The sequence below is a fragment of the Vibrio olivae genome, assembly GCF_042428525.1.
Classification (GTDB): Bacteria; Pseudomonadota; Gammaproteobacteria; order Enterobacterales; family Vibrionaceae; genus Vibrio; species Vibrio olivae.
Genome location: NZ_JBHMEP010000007.1, coordinates 194,275 through 214,982, shown reverse-complemented (window position 1 = coordinate 214,982; position 20,708 = coordinate 194,275). Strand labels below are relative to the sequence as shown.

Annotated in this window: 16 protein-coding genes and 1 pseudogene; 9 read left to right on the top strand and 8 right to left on the bottom strand. The window is 38.4% G+C overall.

Translation table 11 applies throughout. The features are described 5' to 3' along the window. Positions 1 to 200: 200 nt before the first annotated feature. Positions 201 to 587 (top strand): annotated as a pseudogene (locus ACFFUV_RS18245) (GmrSD restriction endonuclease domain-containing protein); the annotation flags it as partial. A gap of 324 nt (positions 588 to 911) precedes the next feature. Here ACFFUV_RS18245 and ACFFUV_RS18240 read toward each other — a convergent pair. Beyond that, complete coding sequence (locus tag ACFFUV_RS18240) at positions 912 to 1,301, bottom strand: hypothetical protein (RefSeq protein WP_253658052.1); 390 nt, start codon at positions 1,299 to 1,301, stop codon at positions 912 to 914. Between the two features lie 177 nt (positions 1,302 to 1,478). On the opposite strand from ACFFUV_RS18240, the gene ACFFUV_RS18235 reads away from it, so the two are divergent. After that, the gene (locus ACFFUV_RS18235) at positions 1,479 to 2,099 is read left to right on the top strand and encodes a hypothetical protein (protein ID WP_253658053.1); all 621 of its coding nucleotides are present in this window, start codon (positions 1,479 to 1,481) and stop codon (positions 2,097 to 2,099) included. Positions 2,100 to 2,779: 680 nt separating this feature from the next. Further along, positions 2,780 to 2,992 (top strand): hypothetical protein, encoded by a 213-nt coding sequence (locus ACFFUV_RS18230; protein WP_253658054.1) that lies wholly within the window; start codon positions 2,780 to 2,782, stop codon positions 2,990 to 2,992. A gap of 1,105 nt (positions 2,993 to 4,097) precedes the next feature. Here the strand turns inward: ACFFUV_RS18230 and ACFFUV_RS18225 are convergent. The 7 genes from ACFFUV_RS18225 to ACFFUV_RS18195 all read right to left on the bottom strand — a co-directional run bounded on the left by ACFFUV_RS18225 (position 4,098) and on the right by ACFFUV_RS18195 (position 11,163). Beyond that, complete coding sequence (locus ACFFUV_RS18225; protein ID WP_025576842.1) at positions 4,098 to 4,889, bottom strand: hypothetical protein; 792 nt, start codon at positions 4,887 to 4,889, stop codon at positions 4,098 to 4,100. A 66-nt stretch (positions 4,890 to 4,955) separates the two neighbouring features. Further along, positions 4,956 to 5,837: a hypothetical protein gene (locus ACFFUV_RS18220; protein WP_253658055.1), complete on the bottom strand. Its 882-nt coding sequence runs from the start codon at positions 5,835 to 5,837 to the stop codon at positions 4,956 to 4,958. Positions 5,838 to 6,315: 478 nt separating this feature from the next. Continuing rightward, positions 6,316 to 6,573, bottom strand: coding sequence for a helix-turn-helix domain-containing protein (locus tag ACFFUV_RS18215; RefSeq protein WP_226420694.1), 258 nt, complete (start codon positions 6,571 to 6,573; stop codon positions 6,316 to 6,318). A gap of 96 nt (positions 6,574 to 6,669) precedes the next feature. Then, positions 6,670 to 7,446: a hypothetical protein gene (locus tag ACFFUV_RS18210; RefSeq protein WP_226420693.1), complete on the bottom strand. Its 777-nt coding sequence runs from the start codon at positions 7,444 to 7,446 to the stop codon at positions 6,670 to 6,672. Positions 7,447 to 7,625: 179 nt separating this feature from the next. Next, positions 7,626 to 9,131, bottom strand: coding sequence for a relaxase/mobilization nuclease domain-containing protein (locus ACFFUV_RS18205; protein ID WP_253658056.1), 1,506 nt, complete (start codon positions 9,129 to 9,131; stop codon positions 7,626 to 7,628). A gap of 89 nt (positions 9,132 to 9,220) precedes the next feature. Further along, a complete protein-coding gene (locus tag ACFFUV_RS18200; protein ID WP_253658057.1) occupies positions 9,221 to 9,973 on the bottom strand; it encodes a chromosome partitioning protein ParA in 753 nt (250 codons plus the stop codon). 536 nt (positions 9,974 to 10,509) lie between these two features. Further along, the gene (locus tag ACFFUV_RS18195) at positions 10,510 to 11,163 is read right to left on the bottom strand and encodes a GGDEF domain-containing protein (protein WP_049879076.1); all 654 of its coding nucleotides are present in this window, start codon (positions 11,161 to 11,163) and stop codon (positions 10,510 to 10,512) included. Between the two features lie 907 nt (positions 11,164 to 12,070). Between ACFFUV_RS18195 and ACFFUV_RS18190 the strand changes: the two genes are divergently transcribed. The 6 genes from ACFFUV_RS18190 to ACFFUV_RS18165 all read left to right on the top strand — a co-directional run bounded on the left by ACFFUV_RS18190 (position 12,071) and on the right by ACFFUV_RS18165 (position 20,708). Further along, positions 12,071 to 13,033, top strand: a complete 963-nt coding sequence (locus ACFFUV_RS18190) for a helix-turn-helix transcriptional regulator (protein WP_390195530.1) — start codon at positions 12,071 to 12,073, stop codon at positions 13,031 to 13,033. Positions 13,034 to 13,167: 134 nt separating this feature from the next. Then, positions 13,168 to 15,933: an Hsp70 family protein gene (locus ACFFUV_RS18185; protein ID WP_390195527.1), complete on the top strand. Its 2,766-nt coding sequence runs from the start codon at positions 13,168 to 13,170 to the stop codon at positions 15,931 to 15,933. Positions 15,934 to 15,942: 9 nt separating this feature from the next. Next, complete coding sequence (locus ACFFUV_RS18180; protein ID WP_253658059.1) at positions 15,943 to 16,578, top strand: hypothetical protein; 636 nt, start codon at positions 15,943 to 15,945, stop codon at positions 16,576 to 16,578. 9 nt (positions 16,579 to 16,587) lie between these two features. Next, on the top strand, positions 16,588 to 19,572 hold the full coding sequence (locus tag ACFFUV_RS18175; protein WP_253658060.1) for an ATP-binding protein: 2,985 nt from the start codon (positions 16,588 to 16,590) through the stop codon (positions 19,570 to 19,572). 5 nt (positions 19,573 to 19,577) lie between these two features. Next, positions 19,578 to 20,228: a hypothetical protein gene (locus tag ACFFUV_RS18170; RefSeq protein WP_253658061.1), complete on the top strand. Its 651-nt coding sequence runs from the start codon at positions 19,578 to 19,580 to the stop codon at positions 20,226 to 20,228. Then, positions 20,229 to 20,708, top strand: a complete 480-nt coding sequence (locus ACFFUV_RS18165) for a hypothetical protein (protein ID WP_253658062.1) — start codon at positions 20,229 to 20,231, stop codon at positions 20,706 to 20,708.

Here is a 20,708-nt window from a genome sequence, read left to right as displayed (position 1 = left end):
GGCCACATCAATATAATGGTGGGCTGACACCTAATGAGTCTGAACGACTGTATTGGGAAAACTCTAAAACCGTGGCCAATTTTAGTTGACCACTACAGCTATCGACTTTGCTTCCGAAGTTTTGTCTGTAGTTTACAGAGAATAATGTAGGTGTTTTACATAAGGGGACTGACGTACAAAACTTTGTTTTCAACCGTTTAGACTACCTATTGTGGAAGCGTCTATCAGACAATGAGTCATTTGATGGTATAAGTAAAAAAGAACTTGGAAAACACTTTGAGGAATTCCAATTTTCATTCCGAACCTCTGTTGAACATTACTTTCCACAAACCGATCCATCGGGCGCAAGTAAGATGGAAGACGTTGATCGCTTCGGCAATCTTTGTCTTATTTCGCCAAGCAGTAACTCAAGGCTTAGTAATTACTCTCCGAAAGATAAGAAGACGTTCTATCAAGAGAACAATCGTGCAGAGAGCTTAAAGCAAGCAATTATGATGAGCTACTATAAGTGGGGTCCTGATGGAGTAGGGCGAGAAAATATCCTTAACCATGAAACTAATATGATCAAGACTCTGTGTAATCAGTAGTGTAAGTTGTAAGAGCTAATCTTGAATAAATAAAGTTAAGCGGACTTCGTAACTCTGACTCGGTTCCGCTTCCATATAAGTTAATTCAATGTTTTACTTGTACTAAATGAAAAAAGATAACTCGAATTGCTCTTATTCCGTGCTGGCAACTAGGAAGGAATCCTTCGTAGTTGCTTAAATCACCTTTGCCCCATTGTGTGTTTGAGCAAGTTGGGAAAGATGGAGGCTAATGGTCTTTTCCCATACTTGTCTTCATGTCTTGAGTTTTTCTGCGGAATTAGGGAGCATTCAGTCGTCGGATTAAAAAAGCATTACAAGCGACAATTAACTGGTATAGTCTGGTAGGTTATACCAAAAACAACTCTCGCAATCAGGATCTGTGCAGTTCAATATATGTTCGCGTCGTTCTTCTTCATATCTAGCGTTGTATTCCTCTACTTGATTGGCTTCATATTCTTTGATTTCTTTGGTGACAACTCTATAGCGAGTCTCGTACAAAAGTTCGCCGCCAACTTGCTCCCCTTCAGACGAGTAACCTACCGCTGTAGACTCTTCATGCTCGTATGACTCTACTGAAGTCTGTACGCAATCTACAACAGCAACCTGCTTTGCTTTTCGCATTGCTTCAGGGAACGTCTTCGATGATAGGCTCGTGAAGCCGTAACGCGTTTGAAGTTCGTGGACTCCCATACTTAGAATTTCAGGTTTCTTCACCGCAGTACCTCTTTCTCAACTCCATTTAGTGATTGGTAATATTGACATTCCTGACCCTATTCTTTAACTGTTTATGCCCTAATCAAGTAAGTTATCATAATCAGTAAATTGATTCTCATTTTTAATGTTTGAATTACAATACAGTTATAAGTGATTAATTCGTTGGAGAATACCAGTTTGAATCAATATTTAACTTCATTGCTCAATGCTATAGCTATCGATATAGAACACTTACAGCGTGAGTTCCTGAGCAGTAGCGAACTAGATTACCTCAACAGAACATTAAAATCGGGTAAAGATTTAGAACTTGATTTTCTTACTAGCGAGCATGGCGATAATTTGGAGTGTTTACTGCATTTCTTTACATGCCATAAAGACATAATTATTGAGATTATGCATGGAAATGCTCAAGACGAAATGTTTACTGAACTGTACACTTCAGATGTAATTTCAGGTGGTTATGATTGTTTTCGCTTTGATCTATCTAAATTCCCACAAACCTATACTCCGACTAATCAAGTCATTACATTATACAGAATAGGTAGGGAGACAGAATGTGTGGATGACCTAGGGTGTTCATGGGCAAAAAGCATTGAAGGTCTGAACGCTTATTGTGATGCATCGGGCATATCCAAAGCTATGCTTGAATCCAGACCAATCTTCGTTGCGACTATAGATGACTGCCAAGTGTTATTTCAAGGTAAAAGTATTGAAGATGAATTGGTACTAAAACACGATTTCACGCACCGTAGTTTAGATGGCGTTAGCGATTCATTGCGAAACAAAATTGGCAGATAACGCAGGAAAAACCTAACGTGTTTATGCCCAAATCTGAGCTAGCTCAAACGCCATTGAGGTAAGCTATTACACCTTGGTGTTGACAAATTACAAGTCTTGCCAGTTTTGAAATTTCATACGACCTGTGAGGCTTTTGTTACCAGCACAAGTAGCTTGGTTCTAATCCCGACACATGCGTTGACGGTACCTCAAGAAAGTCGTCAATGCCATCAGAGGCTTCCAGATCAGGATTAGCATTTAACAACCCAGCTATGGAACAAAAGCAAGTTGTGGAGGCTACTGTAAGGCCATTGACACACTTATTATCCACCTGATACCTTACAGGCTAGGTTTGACGCCACCTAGACCTGACTCGTGGTCAAGGCGCTTTCTACTTAACTAATGAATCAGTGCTCATTGGGAATAGTGCGTGAGAGTCACATTGCATGTCTTTAGCCCAATAAACGAGGATTGATGTATGTCTAAAAAAACAAGTATCCAGTTTACCCTTCACAGCTTAAACAGCTTAAAGAATCAGCTAAACAGTTCGCAGTTCTGATTTCTGATGAATCAGAAACTTCTCTAATTTCAGCTTTCAAGAGAAATGATTGGCTTTCTCACGCTTTAGGCCATAAAGGCCATAGTGACCTCACCTTTTCGCAAAGTCTTGTCATGCCTCCGATACTGCTGAAGAGCTATATTTGTTCTGTGATGATGATCAACTTCAAACTGCGATTATTGACATTTTTTCTTCAAAGCTTCCTGATGTACCTAGAGAGGTTATCGAAAGTGCAGCATTTCAAATGAAAATGGATGAGTATTTCAGAATGTTAAATACCCCGCATACAGAAGAAGAAAGCGAAGCTCTATCAAAACTTGGTGGTTACAGTATGGACGATACGTACTATGGATAGGCTTAGAGGGGATGGAGACGTCCCCTCTTTTCAATTAATCGGTGTATAGTATTACTCAGGGACAAAAGCGCCATAGAACACCCGCTCTAAAATTCGCTCATCGCCCGTTAATGGCTGTACCTGTAGTGTGGTACAGCGATGCTAGAAGGGAGGTGCGTCCATCACATCAAAGCCACCATCATACACACCAAAGCCTACCTTCTAAAGGTAGTTCGGAAACATAAAGCAGTTTGGATTTAAAGAAATCTCTGTTTTAATCCATCGTTACTGAATTCTAAGAAGGAGCCTAAAGTGGAGGAATTTGTTCGGTATATTGATAAGCTAAACTCTGAAGACAGAATGAACTTGTTTCATGTAGTAAATGCCAGCCTTGGTAAAAAAGAGTGTGAGCTAACTCTATCTATCAAATCGCCAGAACCAGAGTTATCTAGCGATTGGTTGATTTCGTGCAGGGACTGCTTGAAGGTGAACATAGATAGAACGAAGCTGCCAGCCCATGAGATCACAATCAAATATGGGATAATACTAATCGGAAGCTCTTATATAACAGGCTCTTGTTTTAAAGCTGTAAAGCTACACACATCCCACATGTGATTGGTCAGCTCTCACACCGCTTGCAATGAGAGAAAATACTCGGATAACCCTATCCGAAACTGTCGAGTCGAATTCGCCGCATTTTTGTAAATACTGCCTTTAGCGTCCAACTCCATAGCAATGCACTTTTTCCAGTAAGTTAGTTCCAGTTATTTAGTTAGCTGAAGCAGATTTGTATTGGTCGTTAAGCTCTTTCATTATCTCTGTGTCACCGCTTCTGTCAGGGTGATACGCAAGAGATAAGCTATTGTATGCTTTTTTGAGTTGTTCTTCTGTCTTGAATGGAGTGAAGAAGTTGAAACCTTTGCTTGGTTCAGTAACCGTAACAGTTGTAGTAGGTCTATCCTTTAGCTCTTGCTTCAGGTCTACGACACTCGGTGATTTAGTCCACTCGGGGACAAAAGCGAGTTAGAACTACTAACTTAGAATGTGAAACATCTTAGACGATATAGCAGCACTTGAACCAGTGCCGCTAACAAAACAAGCGTAAGCTGAGACTACGCCAGAAACGTTATCCCCATCTACGCTCTGCAACAGTGGCTAAATCATATTCTGATTCATTATCTAAAAACCTCAATCTGCCAAAGTCTTTACACAATGTATCTATAAAAACACCACTTTCTAACACAGTCTCTAGAGGCACAGGAACTATTTTATCGTTGGGAACATTACTTAGGGCCAACTTATAACGTTCATAAGAATGACGTTCCTCGTCGCTCAAAGATGACTTCGATTTATGCTCAAAAACTCGGCCATACAGCCAGAATTTGATATTGCCGAGAGAAAACTCGATAAGTGGTTCTCCGAAGCTTGTTCCATCTTTTCTATCATCAGCCTTAAGCATCGAATGAACCGTTAGTACCAAAGCTACACTGTACGATTTACCAGTCACCTCAATTTCGGGATATCCAATCTCACATTTATGATCAGTATCAGATAATTCATACAACTTGTCTTTTCTAATTCTTGCGGCATCGATGCTTTCTTCCCGCAAATAAGGGTGAGAATGAGCGGTTCCTATATATTGATACTGGTCTCCGAACACTTTCGCGATGTCTTTTTTAATCAAAAGAGATTCAGAGCTAAATTCAACTGAAGAGCGCTTTCGCTTTGCAGACGTCTCTACAGAGACATGATTTATCGTACATTTAAATGGATGTGTTTTGTTCACGTACCCCCAAAGGTGAGCGGCGGTTTCTACAGAAATACTCTTGCTGCCCTGATGTTTTACAGCATAAGCTTCTAAACCAGCCATGATTAGCTCAAATATCGCACTTTTGCTGACTGAAATTGTCGCGGTCATTTTTTCTTTGTTCCTTTTATTGACAATTATTTGCTTAATTTTGATTAGAGATAAGACACACAAGAGTTATTGGGCGAACTCGACATGTTCTTTCAGTTTGTTTTTATAGCGCTCATAAAGCGAATCCCATACATCTTCACTTACCATGTCTAGTGGTACGTATTCTTCAAAAATGACACCACTCTCATCAGGGTAGGCAAGCTCGGTATACGCATAACGTGGGCCATCTGCATAAAGCGCTTCCCAACATTCGATGCATTCATCTTTAAACCATTCTTTTTTGATTGGCGCAGGGGTGTTATTCAGAAGATGAATTAAGTTCTTAGAATCAAAGAAACTATGCTCTTCACTTTTGACATTAAACAGGTAGCTAGAAAATAAATCGATGGCTCTTCCGTCCCATAATCTGTAGCGGTGGTAGTGAGACGTATAACGCTCCTTTACTCGATCGAGAAGGTGACGTTCACATAAAGCTCTTAAGTCGTTGTTCCTCAATGTTGGGACTTCTGGAATTGGTTCAACGTCATAAAAGCGTCTATGGCCAAACAAGTAGCGTTGAGTCAGCTTTGCGGCGATGGAATCAACGGAACCTTTAAGTGCAATGTCATTGCATGGCAGTTTTTGGGAAGAGTCTGCAATTTTGTTGGCCAGCGCCTTAACAATGTCTGTAGTGGTTGATTTGACTTTCTCAACCAATTTTATACTTAAATAGCCTTGAGCTGAGATTTTTAAAATTCCCTTTTGTGCAGGAATATAACGTGGAGAGGAAAGCGTGAGTGCTGTTGCGGTGTCTAGTGATTTAAAGGTCGCTTGCTGGTCTAAGTCAACTTTTAGGTAATCACAGAACACTGCCAACTGCTCTTTAAAGTCGTTCAGTAGCTCAAGTCTTTCGTTTTCTAGTTCTTGAAGCTCTTCTTTCGAAGCATCTTGATAATCCATAACTGACATATTATTCTCCTCATAATGCATTCAGTCGCATCAATATATACTCCCTTCAAAGAAAAATCTGATGATTTTGACGGAAACTCAAGTCGTTAGAGTGAACATGGCGTTGTTGCCTAAATCAGTTGAACCTTTTTGGAGTTCTGCGATCTTATCCCTTGTGATGGTTAGAGCGGTGATGACATAGGGGGGTTATCATTGACTTCCACTTTAGTGGGGGGATTGGTTCGGTCAGAATACATCAAGTAATGAATAGAAGGTTATTTAGAGCATCGACTCTAACTCACTTTTGTCCAGTTGTGAGCTACGATACCAGCAGGTTGATTTGTACGATCTAGCCATAACTTTTCAGAGTTAATATGACGATCAGATGTCTAATTGTATTCCCATGCATGGGAATGGGGTAGCTTGCTTAAAATAAGCGGCACTTTATTTCGTTGAACATGCTGATTTTGTTGATTCTCATGAGTGGGAATGGCTTTATTCACCATTTCTCTTCGATCCCACTGTAGGCTTTCAGTTCGATACTTTCTCCTTTCGGCACTATATGCATTTCCAGATTTAGCGATGATAAGATGCGAAATAGCGTCTGAATCCTGGTGGTCTCTGGATTAATCTCAAACTTGGAAATAGTGTCTTGTTTTAGACCCACGGGGTCGGCAGCCTTAGCTTGCGACAGGTTCTTGTGTTTTCTTTCGTCACGCAGATGTATTGCTAACTGCCTAGATGATGTTATCAACATAACAATTCCTCGTATCTACCCACGATAGAGGGTAGTTTGTGCTTTACCCGCAGTCAAGGGTAAAAAGGAAAAACAGCCCCATCGGGGCTGTTGGTTCTATTCTACTTTTTGTTTGAGTTCTTCGATTTTTCTTCTTATTGCTACTGCTTTTGTATCAGTTTTTGATGAGTCACGGTCACGAAGCTTTAGAGGGGTTAGCTTAGAAAAGACTTTAACGAATCTCATAAGGCTAGCTTTGTCTTCAAGGTTAAACTTACGCTTACTGCGCATATGCTCAACAGATTCTTTATCATCTTCTTTAAAGAGAAACTCGTTATAGTAAGTATCAGGCATTCTTGCAGCTCTGAGTCTGTTTTTCACTCGGTACAAAGCCTGATGGATTTCTTGTGCTTCAAGAACATCAATCTCATCTTCACCCTCTAGCTCGTCAAAAGCATCTGATGCTTGATGTATCAATGCAGCAATCTTGCAGACTTGCTCTTCTTTTGAATTAATAACAACGCTTTGCTTTTCATGCAGTTCTTCTTTTCTGTACTTCTTGTATAGCGCATTTGCGGGTTTGAAGTGAGACATAATTTCTTCAAAGTTGTGCTCAGTGATTTCGTACTTTCCAGATTTCGCTTCTTCAGTGCCATATTTGGCAATGAGGTGTTTTATAGAACGCGGAGAGGAGGGGGCAGTGATCGGTAGCTTTATTAATGTTATATGTGTTGCGTTGCCGCTACCATTTATTAACTCAGGATCTCGGACAATAATGTAAAGTATCTTGCCGCTTTTGTTTTTTTGAAATCGCGGTAGGGGAGATTTCTTTTGTTTTGGTGTTACTGTAACGTTATCAGTTAATTCATTGTTTATTTTTTTAAAAATACTCATATTATTATCTTCTTATTATTATTTTTATATTTTAATTATAACATTTAAATTTATAATATAAACTATAATGTTATTGTTTGTATTAAATTCTTCAGTTGGTTTTTTTATTTTTAAATGATGGTGGGTTTTTCTATTTATATTACAAAAATAAAAATATAGCTTCAGCCCTCTTTTTTAAATTAATATGTATTTTCAGCGATATCTTTTGGTTTCTTCTTGATGTTGCGTCTTCTGTTCTGCTTTTTGTTGTCAGCAAAGATACCTTCGTTTTTATATGTTTTTTCTATTTGTTCAATGGCTTGGTTAATTGCCAGGTCTTGATCTTCATGCGCCGCGACAGGGGTTATTTTCAATTCCCAATGATTTTTTTTGTTCAGTTCGAAGAGGATTAGAAGCAGATGATAGAAGAATTTACTTAGCGTCTTAGATGCTGAGTATATGCCTTTTTCTTGTTCGTAAATTGCGTGAACGAAAGCTTTGTCGCGTTTGTTGATGCGCTTGCCGTGATATAACCAGAAAGCGATAGCATCCTCTACCTCTCTTTGATACTGCTTTCTGCATGAGATAATGAAGCAGTTAAGCATGTGCTTATCCCATTCTTCGGCTTGCTTCTTTACCTTATCAGCATGTGCTTCAGCGTCTTTTCTTACTGTTTCAAATCTTTGCTCTGCAAAATCTTTTTGCGATTCAAACATTTCTCTAAGGTCATAATTTTCAATTTGTGACTCATCATAACTACTTATAATGTTTGCATCACTTGTTAGAATTCCTGATTTTATCAAGCCGCCTAGCGTAAACTTGTTCCCGCTTCTAAGCTTTGATGCAGGTATGATGAAGTCATTGTATTTGTAAACAAGACCGATGAATTTTTCGTTGTTTCTGTCTTCTTTAAGTATTATCTCAACGCCGTTCCGTAGCAGTGCTATTTGATAAAGATCCAAGCTCGCTTTACTAGTGTGCTCATCGTTTACACCTAGTTTCGTTAGATTATTTGCCCTGGCTTGCACTAGCATCGGTAGCTCTTTAATGCTTGATTCAACTAAGCGTCTCATCATCAACTTCACTGAGTGAGAGTACATGTCAGAAGTGACTGCTTCACCTTTTGCTAGTACTGATGCTGAGTTTTCTAGCTGCCTTAATCCGTACTCTTTTTCTTGTTCGCGCATGATTTCTTGTGCAGCTTCAACAGACATCCAGTTGCTGATGGCTTTGTTTGTTTCCAAGTCTTGTGTTGATACTGTTATGTGTACGTGCTGAGAATCAGTATCTTCGTGTCTAAATGCGATGTAGCGTGCGTTTTTGTAACCCAGGCGGTTCATTGTCTTTCTAACTGTTTTACGCCATTGCTTGTCTGTAAGTCGCTCTCTTTCGTCTATAGAGATGACGAAGTGGCGAAAAGGGTGTTTGACGTGGGGATTATGTTTGTAGCTGCTTTGTAGTTCAGTTATAGCATCGTGCCAGTCCGCACCTGTAGCCAGTTCGCCCATCTCAACAGGGATAGAGTCTATTTCGTTAGCGCAGATGAAAAAGGAATGTCCTTCACTTGCTTGAGCGTGTTTTGTTTTACCTGCGCCATATTTCACCAGGTTGTCGGCGTCTTTTTGTTTAGCGCCATATTCGACAAGATTCTGTGCGTCCCTAGCTGTCTGTTGACTTCTTGTGCATTCTAATTCTGTAAATATCATTTTATTGTCTCTTTATTATTATTGTGAGTGAGAAAGTAATAAGAAAGGGTAGATAAACCCGCCTTAAAAATAAGGCGAGAATTCAGGCTTTATAATTCAGCTTCTTCTAGTATCTTTTGTTTGCATATCTCATCTAACTGACGCGAAGATAAGTATTTTAAAGCTAGTACCTTGGCTGTTGCTGATGAGTGAGAATCTATGGCTAGCTTGCGTGTAGCATCAACGCTCTTCTTAAGCTCTTTAATGCATTTACTTAGTTTAGCTAATTTAGCGCTGTCAGCATCTTCAATGTCTTCTGCAAGCACCTGCAATGCTTTTGATAGCTCTTTAGTTTCTTTAAAGTACTGTAAATACGCTTCGTCATTGCTCGGGCGCGGCTCGATTTGGTTTGAGATAATGTCCCTCAGAAAAGCAGCATCAGAGCGGTAGTTGTAACTATTTTTGCACGCTGTAAAGCGTCTTTTGGTTTCTTTAGTTACATGTGTTTTTATTGCTACATTATATAAGTCTTCAGTTTCTTTACGCTCTTCTTTGAAGCCGTTTTCGACTGCATTCAGGATGTTATGCGAGTCAGCAACAGCATTTTCGTCATAGTTATCTGGATTATTTTTAACGTAAATACTTTTTACTATGAAGTTGCAAAAATGCGCATGAGAACTAAATGTAATTTTTGATGTGTTTGAAAATTGCGGAAGTAAAGATAGTACAATAAATTGTAACTCTTCTAGGCTGTAATCTGTCTGCTCGATAAGCGCTCTTAGTTTATCTATATTTTCTCTTTTTGTGTTAACTACTACTTCTCTTATTATTTTATTTAAGTCTTCTTTTTCTGAAATCTTCATTTTATTATTTCTTTTTTTATTATCTAGAAAGCAACAGCGTGCGACTTAGCGATAACTGCGAAGCATGTTAGCGCAACCGACTAGCAGGAGGCTAAAGCTACAAACGACCAAATTGGAACAAATTGGGAAGAGCAGTATCCGCTTGTTAATTTCTTTTTTCTTATATTATAACCATAAATACTATGAAATTATAATTTATTTTTATTCTTTACTTTATATAACCAGGTTTAATTTGTTGGTTGTTTTAAAAGCTATCGCACTAATAAATATAAATATTTAGATTATTTAAAATGATAAAAGGTGATTTGTTTTAAATTTTAAAATAACAAAGTAAATGCTATTTATATTTTTCATGCACTATTTATTATGCTATTTATTTTTTGTAAATTAAATTACCTTTCTTATGGGTGTCTATATTTTATGGTTTAACTTTTGGTTGAATGTAGGTATAAAAACCATAATTTTTAATGTTACCTTGATAAGATAATAATAAGTTTATTAACCGAGGGCTAATATGTTATTGGTTTGTTTATATGTTAAATCGTCTGTGTTGTTGGAGTTCTTTTCCTTATTGTAAACTTTTCTCGTTTAGACACATACATAGAAGAATCAGCCAGTTCAATCATATCCTGACTGGTTTTAGTTGGGTTATCAGAGTGCTTGTCGTATAAATAATATCCTGTTGAAACTGTAACTTTGATTTTTTGTGCATTGAAGCTCAGTGGGTTGGTTTGTTTAAGTAATTCATCTAGTGCCAAGCACCATTCATGTACTTGACTTTCTGTGTAATTTGGTAAGATCGCAATAAATTCGTCTCCTCCTAGACGGGATATGCAGTGTGCAGGCTTTTCTAATAATTTTAAAGTTGAACCAAAGAGTTTCAACGCCTCATCACCTAAGATATGACCACCATAATCATTGATTAATTTTAAATTATCCATATCCATAAATACTACAGCTATAGTATGAATCTCATTGTTTTTCAAAGACGAATCTATAGCGTTCAGGGCAGCTTCACGGCTCTTAAGCTTTGTTAGATAATCATGATTAAGTCGTGATTCAAGTTGCGTGATTTTTTGCATAAGTTCTTTGTTTTTTTGCTCTAAATGAAAAATCGTTTCTTGCAGCGTTTTCTCGTAGCGAGAGTTAACTCTGTCTTCGTGTCTCTCAATAGAATCAAATACCATCATTCACCCAACATCAGTTTTAACACAGGCGTTGAGAATACATAGTACTACGTCGTAATGTGTCGTATTTGTTTTGCTTATTATCCAACAGAAGTATCAATAACAGATTTTAATTTGCATAGAGAGCTGATCTAAACCTGAGCTATGTGGAGGTGATTCTTATTGTAATCCATATCGAGATATTGATTTGCGTTCATGTGACTTTTTCTGTCTTCGTTTGTTGACCATTACGCCTAATGATAGTTCAAGAGGTGAATTCGCTTGTGGTTTAATAACGTATTGATACGTGTTGAATACTGAAGAATAGACAGTTTATCTGCTTAGAAAGGGCGATATCTTTTAGGGGAACTTTATCAACCTTGAGCTTGTCATCTGCGGCCAGTACTTTGGGTGGAGAGCAATCTTCGGGGCTTCAGCATCTAGCAGTTTCTCAACCAGTAACTTTTTGAGTCTGGCATTTCTTCTTTTAGTGTTTTTAGATGAGCTTCAGAGGGCATCCAGTGCAGCGTATATAAACCATCCTAGATTCAAAGCTTGCCGCAAAGCGCTCGGGCTGAAATACCTTCTTTCGCTCCCTCTAAAATGGCAATGGTTTGCTTTTCATTGAGCGTTTTTTTTTGGATATATGCACATTGCTCGATATTAACTGAATTAGATTAAGGGGACCTAGCCAGGTTATATACGACACATTATGTCAGAAGTTGATGTACTCTTCATTTTGTTGAATTGCTAGGCGAAGTGACGAACTCATAGTTGCATAAAAAGAACAAAAAGCGTATTAATATTTAGAATTATAAATAAAAAAATCAATGTGTTGTATGAAATTTATCCGTTTCACGCGTAGTGTTCACGAACCTCACAATGAGTCGGATATCTTTTGAATCATCATATTCTATACAAGTTGGATCAGATGGCTAAGCGAGCAAGCACCCAAGAATCTTTAGTAATTGCGTTTGAAATTTTGAAACGTATTCCTAAATTTCATCAAACTACAGCAAAAGAACTACATGAACAACTGTGTCAAATAGGTTTAGTACGTGATTTGCGAAGTGTCCAACGGACGTTGGAGATGCTTTGCGAACATTTTGATATTGTGCGCGATGATCGTAGTAAGCCATATGGTTATCGGTGGGATAGAAACAGTGAAAGTCTGGCGTTACAAAACCTAACACCTCAAGAAGCGCTACTGTTGGCATTGTCCCAAGAGTATTTGACGCATCTTCTACCTGCTAACTTACTTTCGTCACTTGATGGGTTCTTCCAAGAAGCTAAATACCAACTTAATCCTAGCTTAATCAATAGTAAGGAGCGTCAGTGGTTAAAAAAGGTTGCTGTTGTTAGTGAAACTCAACCTTTACTTCCACCTAAAATTGACTCTTGTGTTTTTCAAGAAATTAGCAACGCGCTTTATCATAATCGTCTATTAAACATCGAGTACTATAATGCTCGACAAGAACATAAGTCAGGAATAGTGATGCCCTTGGGGTTAGCGCAACAAGGGCATAGACTTTACCTTGTTTGTCGTTTTGATGGATATGATAATGAGCGTAGTTTAGCCATTCATAGAATTACAAAAGCAGCTAGTTCGACGTTCACATTTGAGCGCCCCAAAACATTCAAGCTAAGTCAGTATGATGCTGATGGCAGGTTTCGTTTTGGTGAAGGGGAGAAGTGCTCTCTGTCGTTCTTTATCACAAAGGAAGCTGGTTTCCATCTTACCGAAACACCATTGTCAACAGATCAAACTATTACTGAGTCAGACAAACATTATAACGTGTTTGCGACAGTAGTTCGTTCTAAGCAACTCCAGCATTGGTTAGATGGCTTCAAAGAAAATATTTGGGATGTGAATTTGGCAAGCATTGAAAATTAACATGTTATCCCAGAGCCTAAGCCTTATAAAAACTGCGCAATAGCAGATGATTAGGTTTCGTTTTTAAAAACAACAATGTAAGAGTCGAAGCTTATCAATAGGCGGAATTGTTAAGTATTAGAAAAGAGAACAATATGTATACTAAACTAATATCTAAATGGAAAATTCCATCTGAATTGTCAGAAAAAGTCGGATTATTCGTGGAACCCAACAAAACATTTGACACTATTCTAGCGAGAGATGTGGAGCTGTTTAAAAAAGAAGCTAGTTCGTTTAGTCCTATACTTGAGCTACTAAATAGTTGCTATAGCACAGTTCAGAATGTCTTGTCAGCAGAACGTTGGGTCAGTTTAGATAATGAAATATATTTTGATAAGCGGGTAGTTGGCTTTTGGTTGATTAAGTCGCAGCCGAATTGCTTTAAAGATTATCACTCAGGAACAGAGTTAAGTTATGTCGAAGATGATATAAATAATATAATCCTTGATCCAGTTAATGAATGGTCAATTCCAAATTTAGCTGAACTAGACTCTTTGACTGAGTTAAGTAATGCTCCATTTAATACGTATAGTAAGCGACCTTTAAACTACCAGCATGCACTTTTTGATTACAATGATCTAGTGACTGGTTTTCATTTTGATAAAGAAAAAAGACATGATTGTTCCACTGGTAAAGCTTTACCATTTTTATCTTCAGATTTGAAAGAGATGTCAGATAGAGATCTGTTTATAGAAATTCTCCAGCGCGGTTTTAGGCTAGTAGAGCTAAAAAATAACGAAGATTATGAAACGCTATTAAAAATTTTCCATCTTGGGGATAAGAGCCTTTTCAACAAATATACAAATATTGCTGATGAAGTAATAGACAGAGCAGTAACACAGAAGGTAGTTAATTCGCTTCTTATTGAAGATACAATACGGGCCGATATTAGCCCTTACCATAAGAAAATCCTTGATGATACCGAGTTGGGTCATTGGTCATTGTGGCAAGATGAGCTAGATACTGATGCTTCTATTAACATCGATCTACCAACCAAACTCGTTGCACGAGATCCAAAGACAAGCATCAATGATGGTGTGGTATCAATTGACTTCGGTACAAAAAGCACAGTTGTTGTATATCAGAAAGATAACGTCAACATTCACCCGATGCGTATTGGTACTGGTGACCTTAGTAAAGAGATTGCTTCTCATCACTATGAAAACCCAACCATCATGGAGTTTATCAATCTAGAGTCATTTACGAGTGCCTATAATGCTAAAGCAAACAAACCTTATACTCGTTGGAAAGATCTAACAATATCTCACACTGCACAAAACTCAATGCAAGGTAGTGAGTCAAGCAAATTCAACACTTTCTTAGATGAAATTAAGCAGTGGGCGGGTGATAAAAACAGAAAACTTAAGATCGTAGGTCAGAATGGAAAGGTTATCGATTTACCTCCATTTCTTGAGTTAAAAGATGATGATTTCAACCCAATTGAAATCTATGCCTATTACTTAGGTTTGTATATTAACAACCTCAATAACGGTATCTTCATGAATTACATTCTCTCTTTCCCTGTTACGTATGAAATGCCAATCCGTGACAAGATTATCGAGAGTTTTGAAAAAGGTCTTAAGAAGTCGCTTCCTGCTGAACTTGGCGAAGGAACGATTAACCAGATCACTGTGACCAAAGGTGCAAGTGAACCTGCTGCTTATGCATTGACTGCTTTACAACAGTACGGTTTTGATCCAGAAGGTGATGAGCGTGTGTTCTATGGCGTATTTGATTTCGGTGGTGGCACGACAGACTTTGATTTTGGCATCTACAGCGAACCAACAGATCGCAAAGATAAAAGACGCTTTGACTACGTGATTGAACACTTTGGTGCGGGTGGTGACAAGTTCTTAGGAGGAGAAAACCTATTGGAGCTTCTTGCTTTTGAAGTATTTAAAAAGAGCAAGAACACTCTGTTTGAAAAAGGCATTCAGTTTGAAAAACATCCAGAAAGAGATGCGTTTGCAGGGAGTGAGCAGCTCCTCAGTAATTCTCAAGAAGCAAGAAGGAATACCAAGCAGCTTTGTATTGCTTTACGTCCATTCTGGGAAGAGCATGAGGACTTTTCATACGGTTCGTCTGGTAAGCTTTCGGTGACGTTGACAGACATTAATGGTGTCCAGCACGCTGCTATTGATCTAGACTTCGATGAAGAAGAGCTGAATAAAATCCTGTCGGATCGTATTGAACGAGGGGTTGAGAATTTCTTTGATGCGTTACGTTTGGCATTTAGCAACAGCCGTTTATCTCTAGCAGATATCAGTAGCGTAAAAATCTTCCTTGCTGGTAACTCTAGTCAGTCAAGCTTTGTAAATACTCTATTTGAAAAACATATAGCCTTGCAGCACCAAGAGATGGGGATGTCTGAAGGTGAAAGCCGTTTTGAGTTGTTTGCTCCTTTAGGGGCTGATAAGAATGATGTTGAAAAACCTACAGGTAAAACAGGCGTGGCGTTTGGTCTAATTGAGTCTCGAGACGGTGGAAGAATTAAAGTTGTAGACCATAACATTGCTGATGAAGATGTACGCTTCAAATACTACTTGGGTGAGAGCCGAAAGAAGAAGTTCAAACCGCTAATTGATAGAGAAGTGAAGTTTAACCAGTGGAATGACTTTATTGATGCCTACTATGACACGTTTGAAATCTTCTTTACCGATCAGCCAAGTGCAAGTACAGGTCAGGTTTCGATTGGTGATAGCAGTATTAAGAAGAAAGTGGTTAAGCTTGATATAACGGATGAGGATGCACTGGTTTACATTCGAGTCGTGTCGCCAACTGCAATTGAGTACGTTGTCGCAAATGAAGAAGATATTGCAAACGAGCAGTACCTAAATGAAATTCAACGTATTGAGCTATAAGGTAAGAAGATGATTGTTCCTCCAACCCTGATCCCAAGTATTATTACAACAATTACTAAAATTGCATCTAGCATTGGTCCCATGATTGCCAAGTATGCTCCGATGGTCATTGAGATTGTTGGTAAAAACTTGCCAAAAGTTGTCAATACAGTAGAGGCCATCAGCCTGGTGGCTGATGTATTTAAACCTAACGAAAGTGCTGACGAACTTGGCGCAAAGGCAATGGTAGCGGAAAAAACACCAGAAGATTTCGAACAGATTAATGATTACATCGATTATTTGCGAAATAATGTAGAAATTGATGAAGAAAACCTTAGCACTGATCCTGTTGATGTAATAACACGTCAAGCTGTTGGTGTTGCAATTGCCGTAAAAGGTATAGGACAAGCTTTGGAAGCAGATGTTTCGATTCCATTCTTAAACGCTATCAGTGAGCATGATATCGATCCTACAGTCGTCGTTGCCCTTGTGAAATCTTATGAATCAAGTGGTTTAAATTCAGATGATGTTCAAAAGTATTTAGGTGATTCTTTGAGTATTGAGGACACTCACCGACATAGTAATGTATTCGTTAATGCTTATCAGACTGCCAATCCGACGATGAGTGTGGAAGAAGCAGAAGACGCTGTAATGGATTTACGCTAAGGATTTATGATGTCAGACAAAGCGTTAGCAGAACTAATTCGAACAGCAGAGCATAAAGTTGAATCCAGAGAATACTTAGAGAAGCCAACCTGGCTTAATGACCATGACTTTACTTTATATCACATAAAAGAAGTCACCTTTGATGAAGACTCACCGAGAAAAGAAGCGTTTGAGAATGTATTGAGTTCACTTAGCATTGAAGGGGTTATATTCATCTATGTGCTATTAAGTGATGGTAAAAAGGTCAATTTCTTATTTGGTATAGCTAAGGATAAAAAATACAAAGGTGAATTAGTTCTTGATGTTGATGATATAGGCGAATCAATTCTAAAGCCCTCACTCGAAGGTAACTTTAGAGGTAGTGTTGTAAGGCGCCTAGATAAAGTAGAGCGTGTCGTGGTAAAAAGCACCATAGAGTCATATGCTCATATAGCAAAGTTAGACGGCGTACCGAGTGTTCATGAAGACAATGAACAATTCCAAGGCGTTGACCGCCTAGTTGACATTATGAATGGTAATAATTTCTGCTTGATGGTGATGGCAGATCCTCTATCTCTACGAGAAATCAATCAGATAGAGAGCCAGTTATATAGTATTTACAACAAGCTTTTGCCTCTATCGAAAAAAAGTGTTCAGGATGGAGATAGTTTTTCAACGACTCAAGGCACGTCGGAAGGGTCAACTGACACTACATCAACAGGGGAAAATGACGGAATTAGTATTACTAAGAATACAGGGAAATCAGTAACAATAACTACTGGAACAAGCAAAACTGGCAGTAGCGAGCAAACCTCACAAAGCGCTGCTGAAATTGACCATCATAAACATGAAAATGGTTCTGAAGCGAAAACTAAAGGGACTACGACTTCAAAATCAATTGCTAAAAATGTGGGTAGCAATACATCAAATCAAAAAGGCAGGTCATCAAGTGAGTCACGAGAGTATGGTGATAAATCAATACAAGAATGGCTTGCCTATATTGATGAGGTATTATTGAAACGCGTACAGGTTGGAAAAAATAAAGGTCTTTATTTATCGAATGTTTATCTTTTTTCTGACTCGGTAGCAAGTGTACTAAAACTTGGGAATACAGCTCGATCTATATTTTCTGGTGAGGACATAAATAAATCACCTTTAACGTTTAAGAGCGTAGCCAATCCAAATGAGCTAAATGCGGTAAAGAATTTCCAATTCCCCATGCTTAAAAGAAATTATAAGGATTCGCTTGATGGAAGTATTAGTAATGAACAGCAACTAGATTTACTTTTTTCTAGAAAGCCATTTAATCGTTATTTGTGTAACTGGTTATCGACTAATGAGCTGAGTGTCGTTGCAGGTTTGCCCCAAAAAGAGGTAGTCGGCTTAACACTAAAAGAAGAAGTCGAATTTGGTTTGAACGTGAGTTCAGAGATCGAAGAGGAGAACCAACTCTATCTAGGTAATCTAGTGAAAAGTGGTTTACACCAAAATATCGACGTCAATATAGACAAGAGAGATCTTGATAAGCACACCTTTATCGCTGGAGTTACGGGTAGTGGTAAGACAACGACTTGTCATCGTATACTTGAATCAGCAAAAATGCCATTCCTTGTAATCGAACCTGCAAAAACAGAGTATCGGGTATTAACCAAGAAGAACAAAGACATTCTTATTTTTACTCTTGGTAACGATAATGTTGCTCCCTTCAGGCTGAATCCTTTTGAGTTTCTCCCTCACGAAAACATTACTTCTCGTGTTGATATGATCAAAGCAAGTATCGAATCTGCTTTTGATATGGAAGCGGCAATACCTCAGTTAATAGAAGCTGCAATCTATAGATGCTACGAGAATAAAGGTTGGAATATTGCGACGTCTAAGAACAAGCGATTTGATGATCCGTTCGCACCAGGTGTTTATGCGTTCCCTACCTTGAGTGAACTGATGGCTATGACTGAACAAGTTGTGGTGGATCAGGGATTTGATGACAGGCTGAAACAAGATTATATCGGCTCAATTAAGGCTAGATTACAAGGTCTACTTATTGGTTCAAAAGGGCTAATGCTAGATACCCCTCGTTCTATCAACTTTAAAGATCTAGCGACTAAAAGTGTGATTTTAGAGCTTGAAGAGATCCGTAACCCAAGTGAAAAGTCATTAATTATGGGCTTTGTTCTCGCAAACCTAAATGAAGCAATTCGAGCTAATTATTATGAATATCAGAGTCAAGGTAAGAAGTTCCGTCACATAACACTCATCGAAGAGGCACACCGATTGCTATCTAAGTTTGAACCAGGTGATAGTCAGAATAAAAAGCAAGGTGTGGAAACGTTTGCTGATATGTTGGCAGAAGTTCGTAAATACGGTGAGTCACTCATTATCGTTGACCAAATTCCGAATAAACTCACACCAGAAGTGTTAAAGAATACCAATACAAAGATCATTCATAAGCTTTTCGCAAAAGATGACAAAGAAGCGGTAGGTAACACGATGGCTCTTTCTGATGAGCAGAAAGATTTTTTATCCAACCTTGAACCTGGCCGAGTGATTTTATCCAGTTCAGGCATGAGTAAACCGCTTCAAGTTCAGATCAAAGAACTTGCTAGTAAAACCAACGAAATAGACGTGTCTCCTAGTGACATTCGTCAACTTGCTCTTGCTTACTATGCTAAGAATTATAAGTCAGGTTTAATTCAGGGCTTAGAGCTATTAGATGAGCAGCCATCTAGAGATGACGTGGGTAAGTTTCTTCATGGTGAAATTGCAGACGCGTGGTATGACTCGTTAGGTAAAGAAAAAGATAAACGCAGACTTATTCAATGTTTGGATAAATTTGGATGGGAGTTTATGTATCAATATATTTCTTTATGTTGCTACAACCCAAGTAGTGCAAAAGATAAAGAGACCCGAGAAGCTACATTGTATGACTTCCTCTCATACTTAAATGAAGATAGCGAAACTCGTATTTCAATGCATCAGCGAGATGAATTCAGAAAAGACATCAAAGTGAGAGGTTAGGAATTATGGGGTTTTGGAGTAGCGTTAGCAGTTTTGTAAGTAGTGCTTGTAGTGTAATTGGTGGTGCTGTATCGAAAATAGGTTCAGAGATTGTCAAGGTTGCGACATCTATTACTAGCCTCGGGGTCAGCCTCGCTGAAAAAGTAGGAGAGGCGATAAAAAGCGTGGGTATTTCTCTAGGTATTATCCGTCCTGAAGAGAGTATGGAAGAACTTGGTGAGAAAGCGATGTTGAGTGAGAAGACACCCAATGACTTCGACTCAATAAGTGAATATATCGACCATTTAAGAAATGATGTGGTGATTGACAAAGAAAAACTCGACAGCCTTAGTGATGCTGAAAAATTAGCGAGATCATCTATTGGTGCTTCTATCACATTAGAAGGTATTAATGAAAAACTTAATACTGTTGTGAGTCCATCATTTATGGCAACAGTTGCCGCACAAGATTTAGAAGCGAAAAAAATTATTGGCATGATTAAGGCTTACAAAGAGAAAAACCTTAATACAGATGATTACAGCTTGTATTTAAAAGATGAGTTGAGCATTGATGAGAGCCATAAACACGGTAGCGCTCTAGTGGAGGCATATCAAAAGCTTGAGCCAGAATTGACTACTGAGCAAATCGAAGACAAGGTTATGGAGTTAAAATCTTAAATGTCTGATTTTATTATTCAGGCAAAGAAGAATCGAGTTAAAGCAAACCGAGTTATTGGCGGTGAGCTTGAATTAATTCTATTTGCTGGTGAAATGGCAGTTCCTCAAGAAAACTTCTGGGAGATTTTCAAGAAGAAGATTGAGTACGTTGATGGTGAAACCTTAGCTTTGGTGATTGTTTCGGACGATAACGACTTCCAGGTTGATTCTGATATAAGCATTGCAGAGAGCTTTGTTAGTTCTGTGAAAGAGATTAGTTGGTTAACAGAAGAGTTGAGCTTTTCAGGGGCTGTTATAACAAGTTATCCCCAAATTGAAACTCTAACTGCGTATACAGCATCTTATGTTTCGCTTGTAGCATCTGACATTGAAGCAGATGACATTGAAGCAGATGACTCAGTGGAGAGTGAGAAATTATCAGTTGGAACTAGCCTCCAAGCTTTTTATCGAAAAAAAACCAAAGAATACGGACGTAGGTAA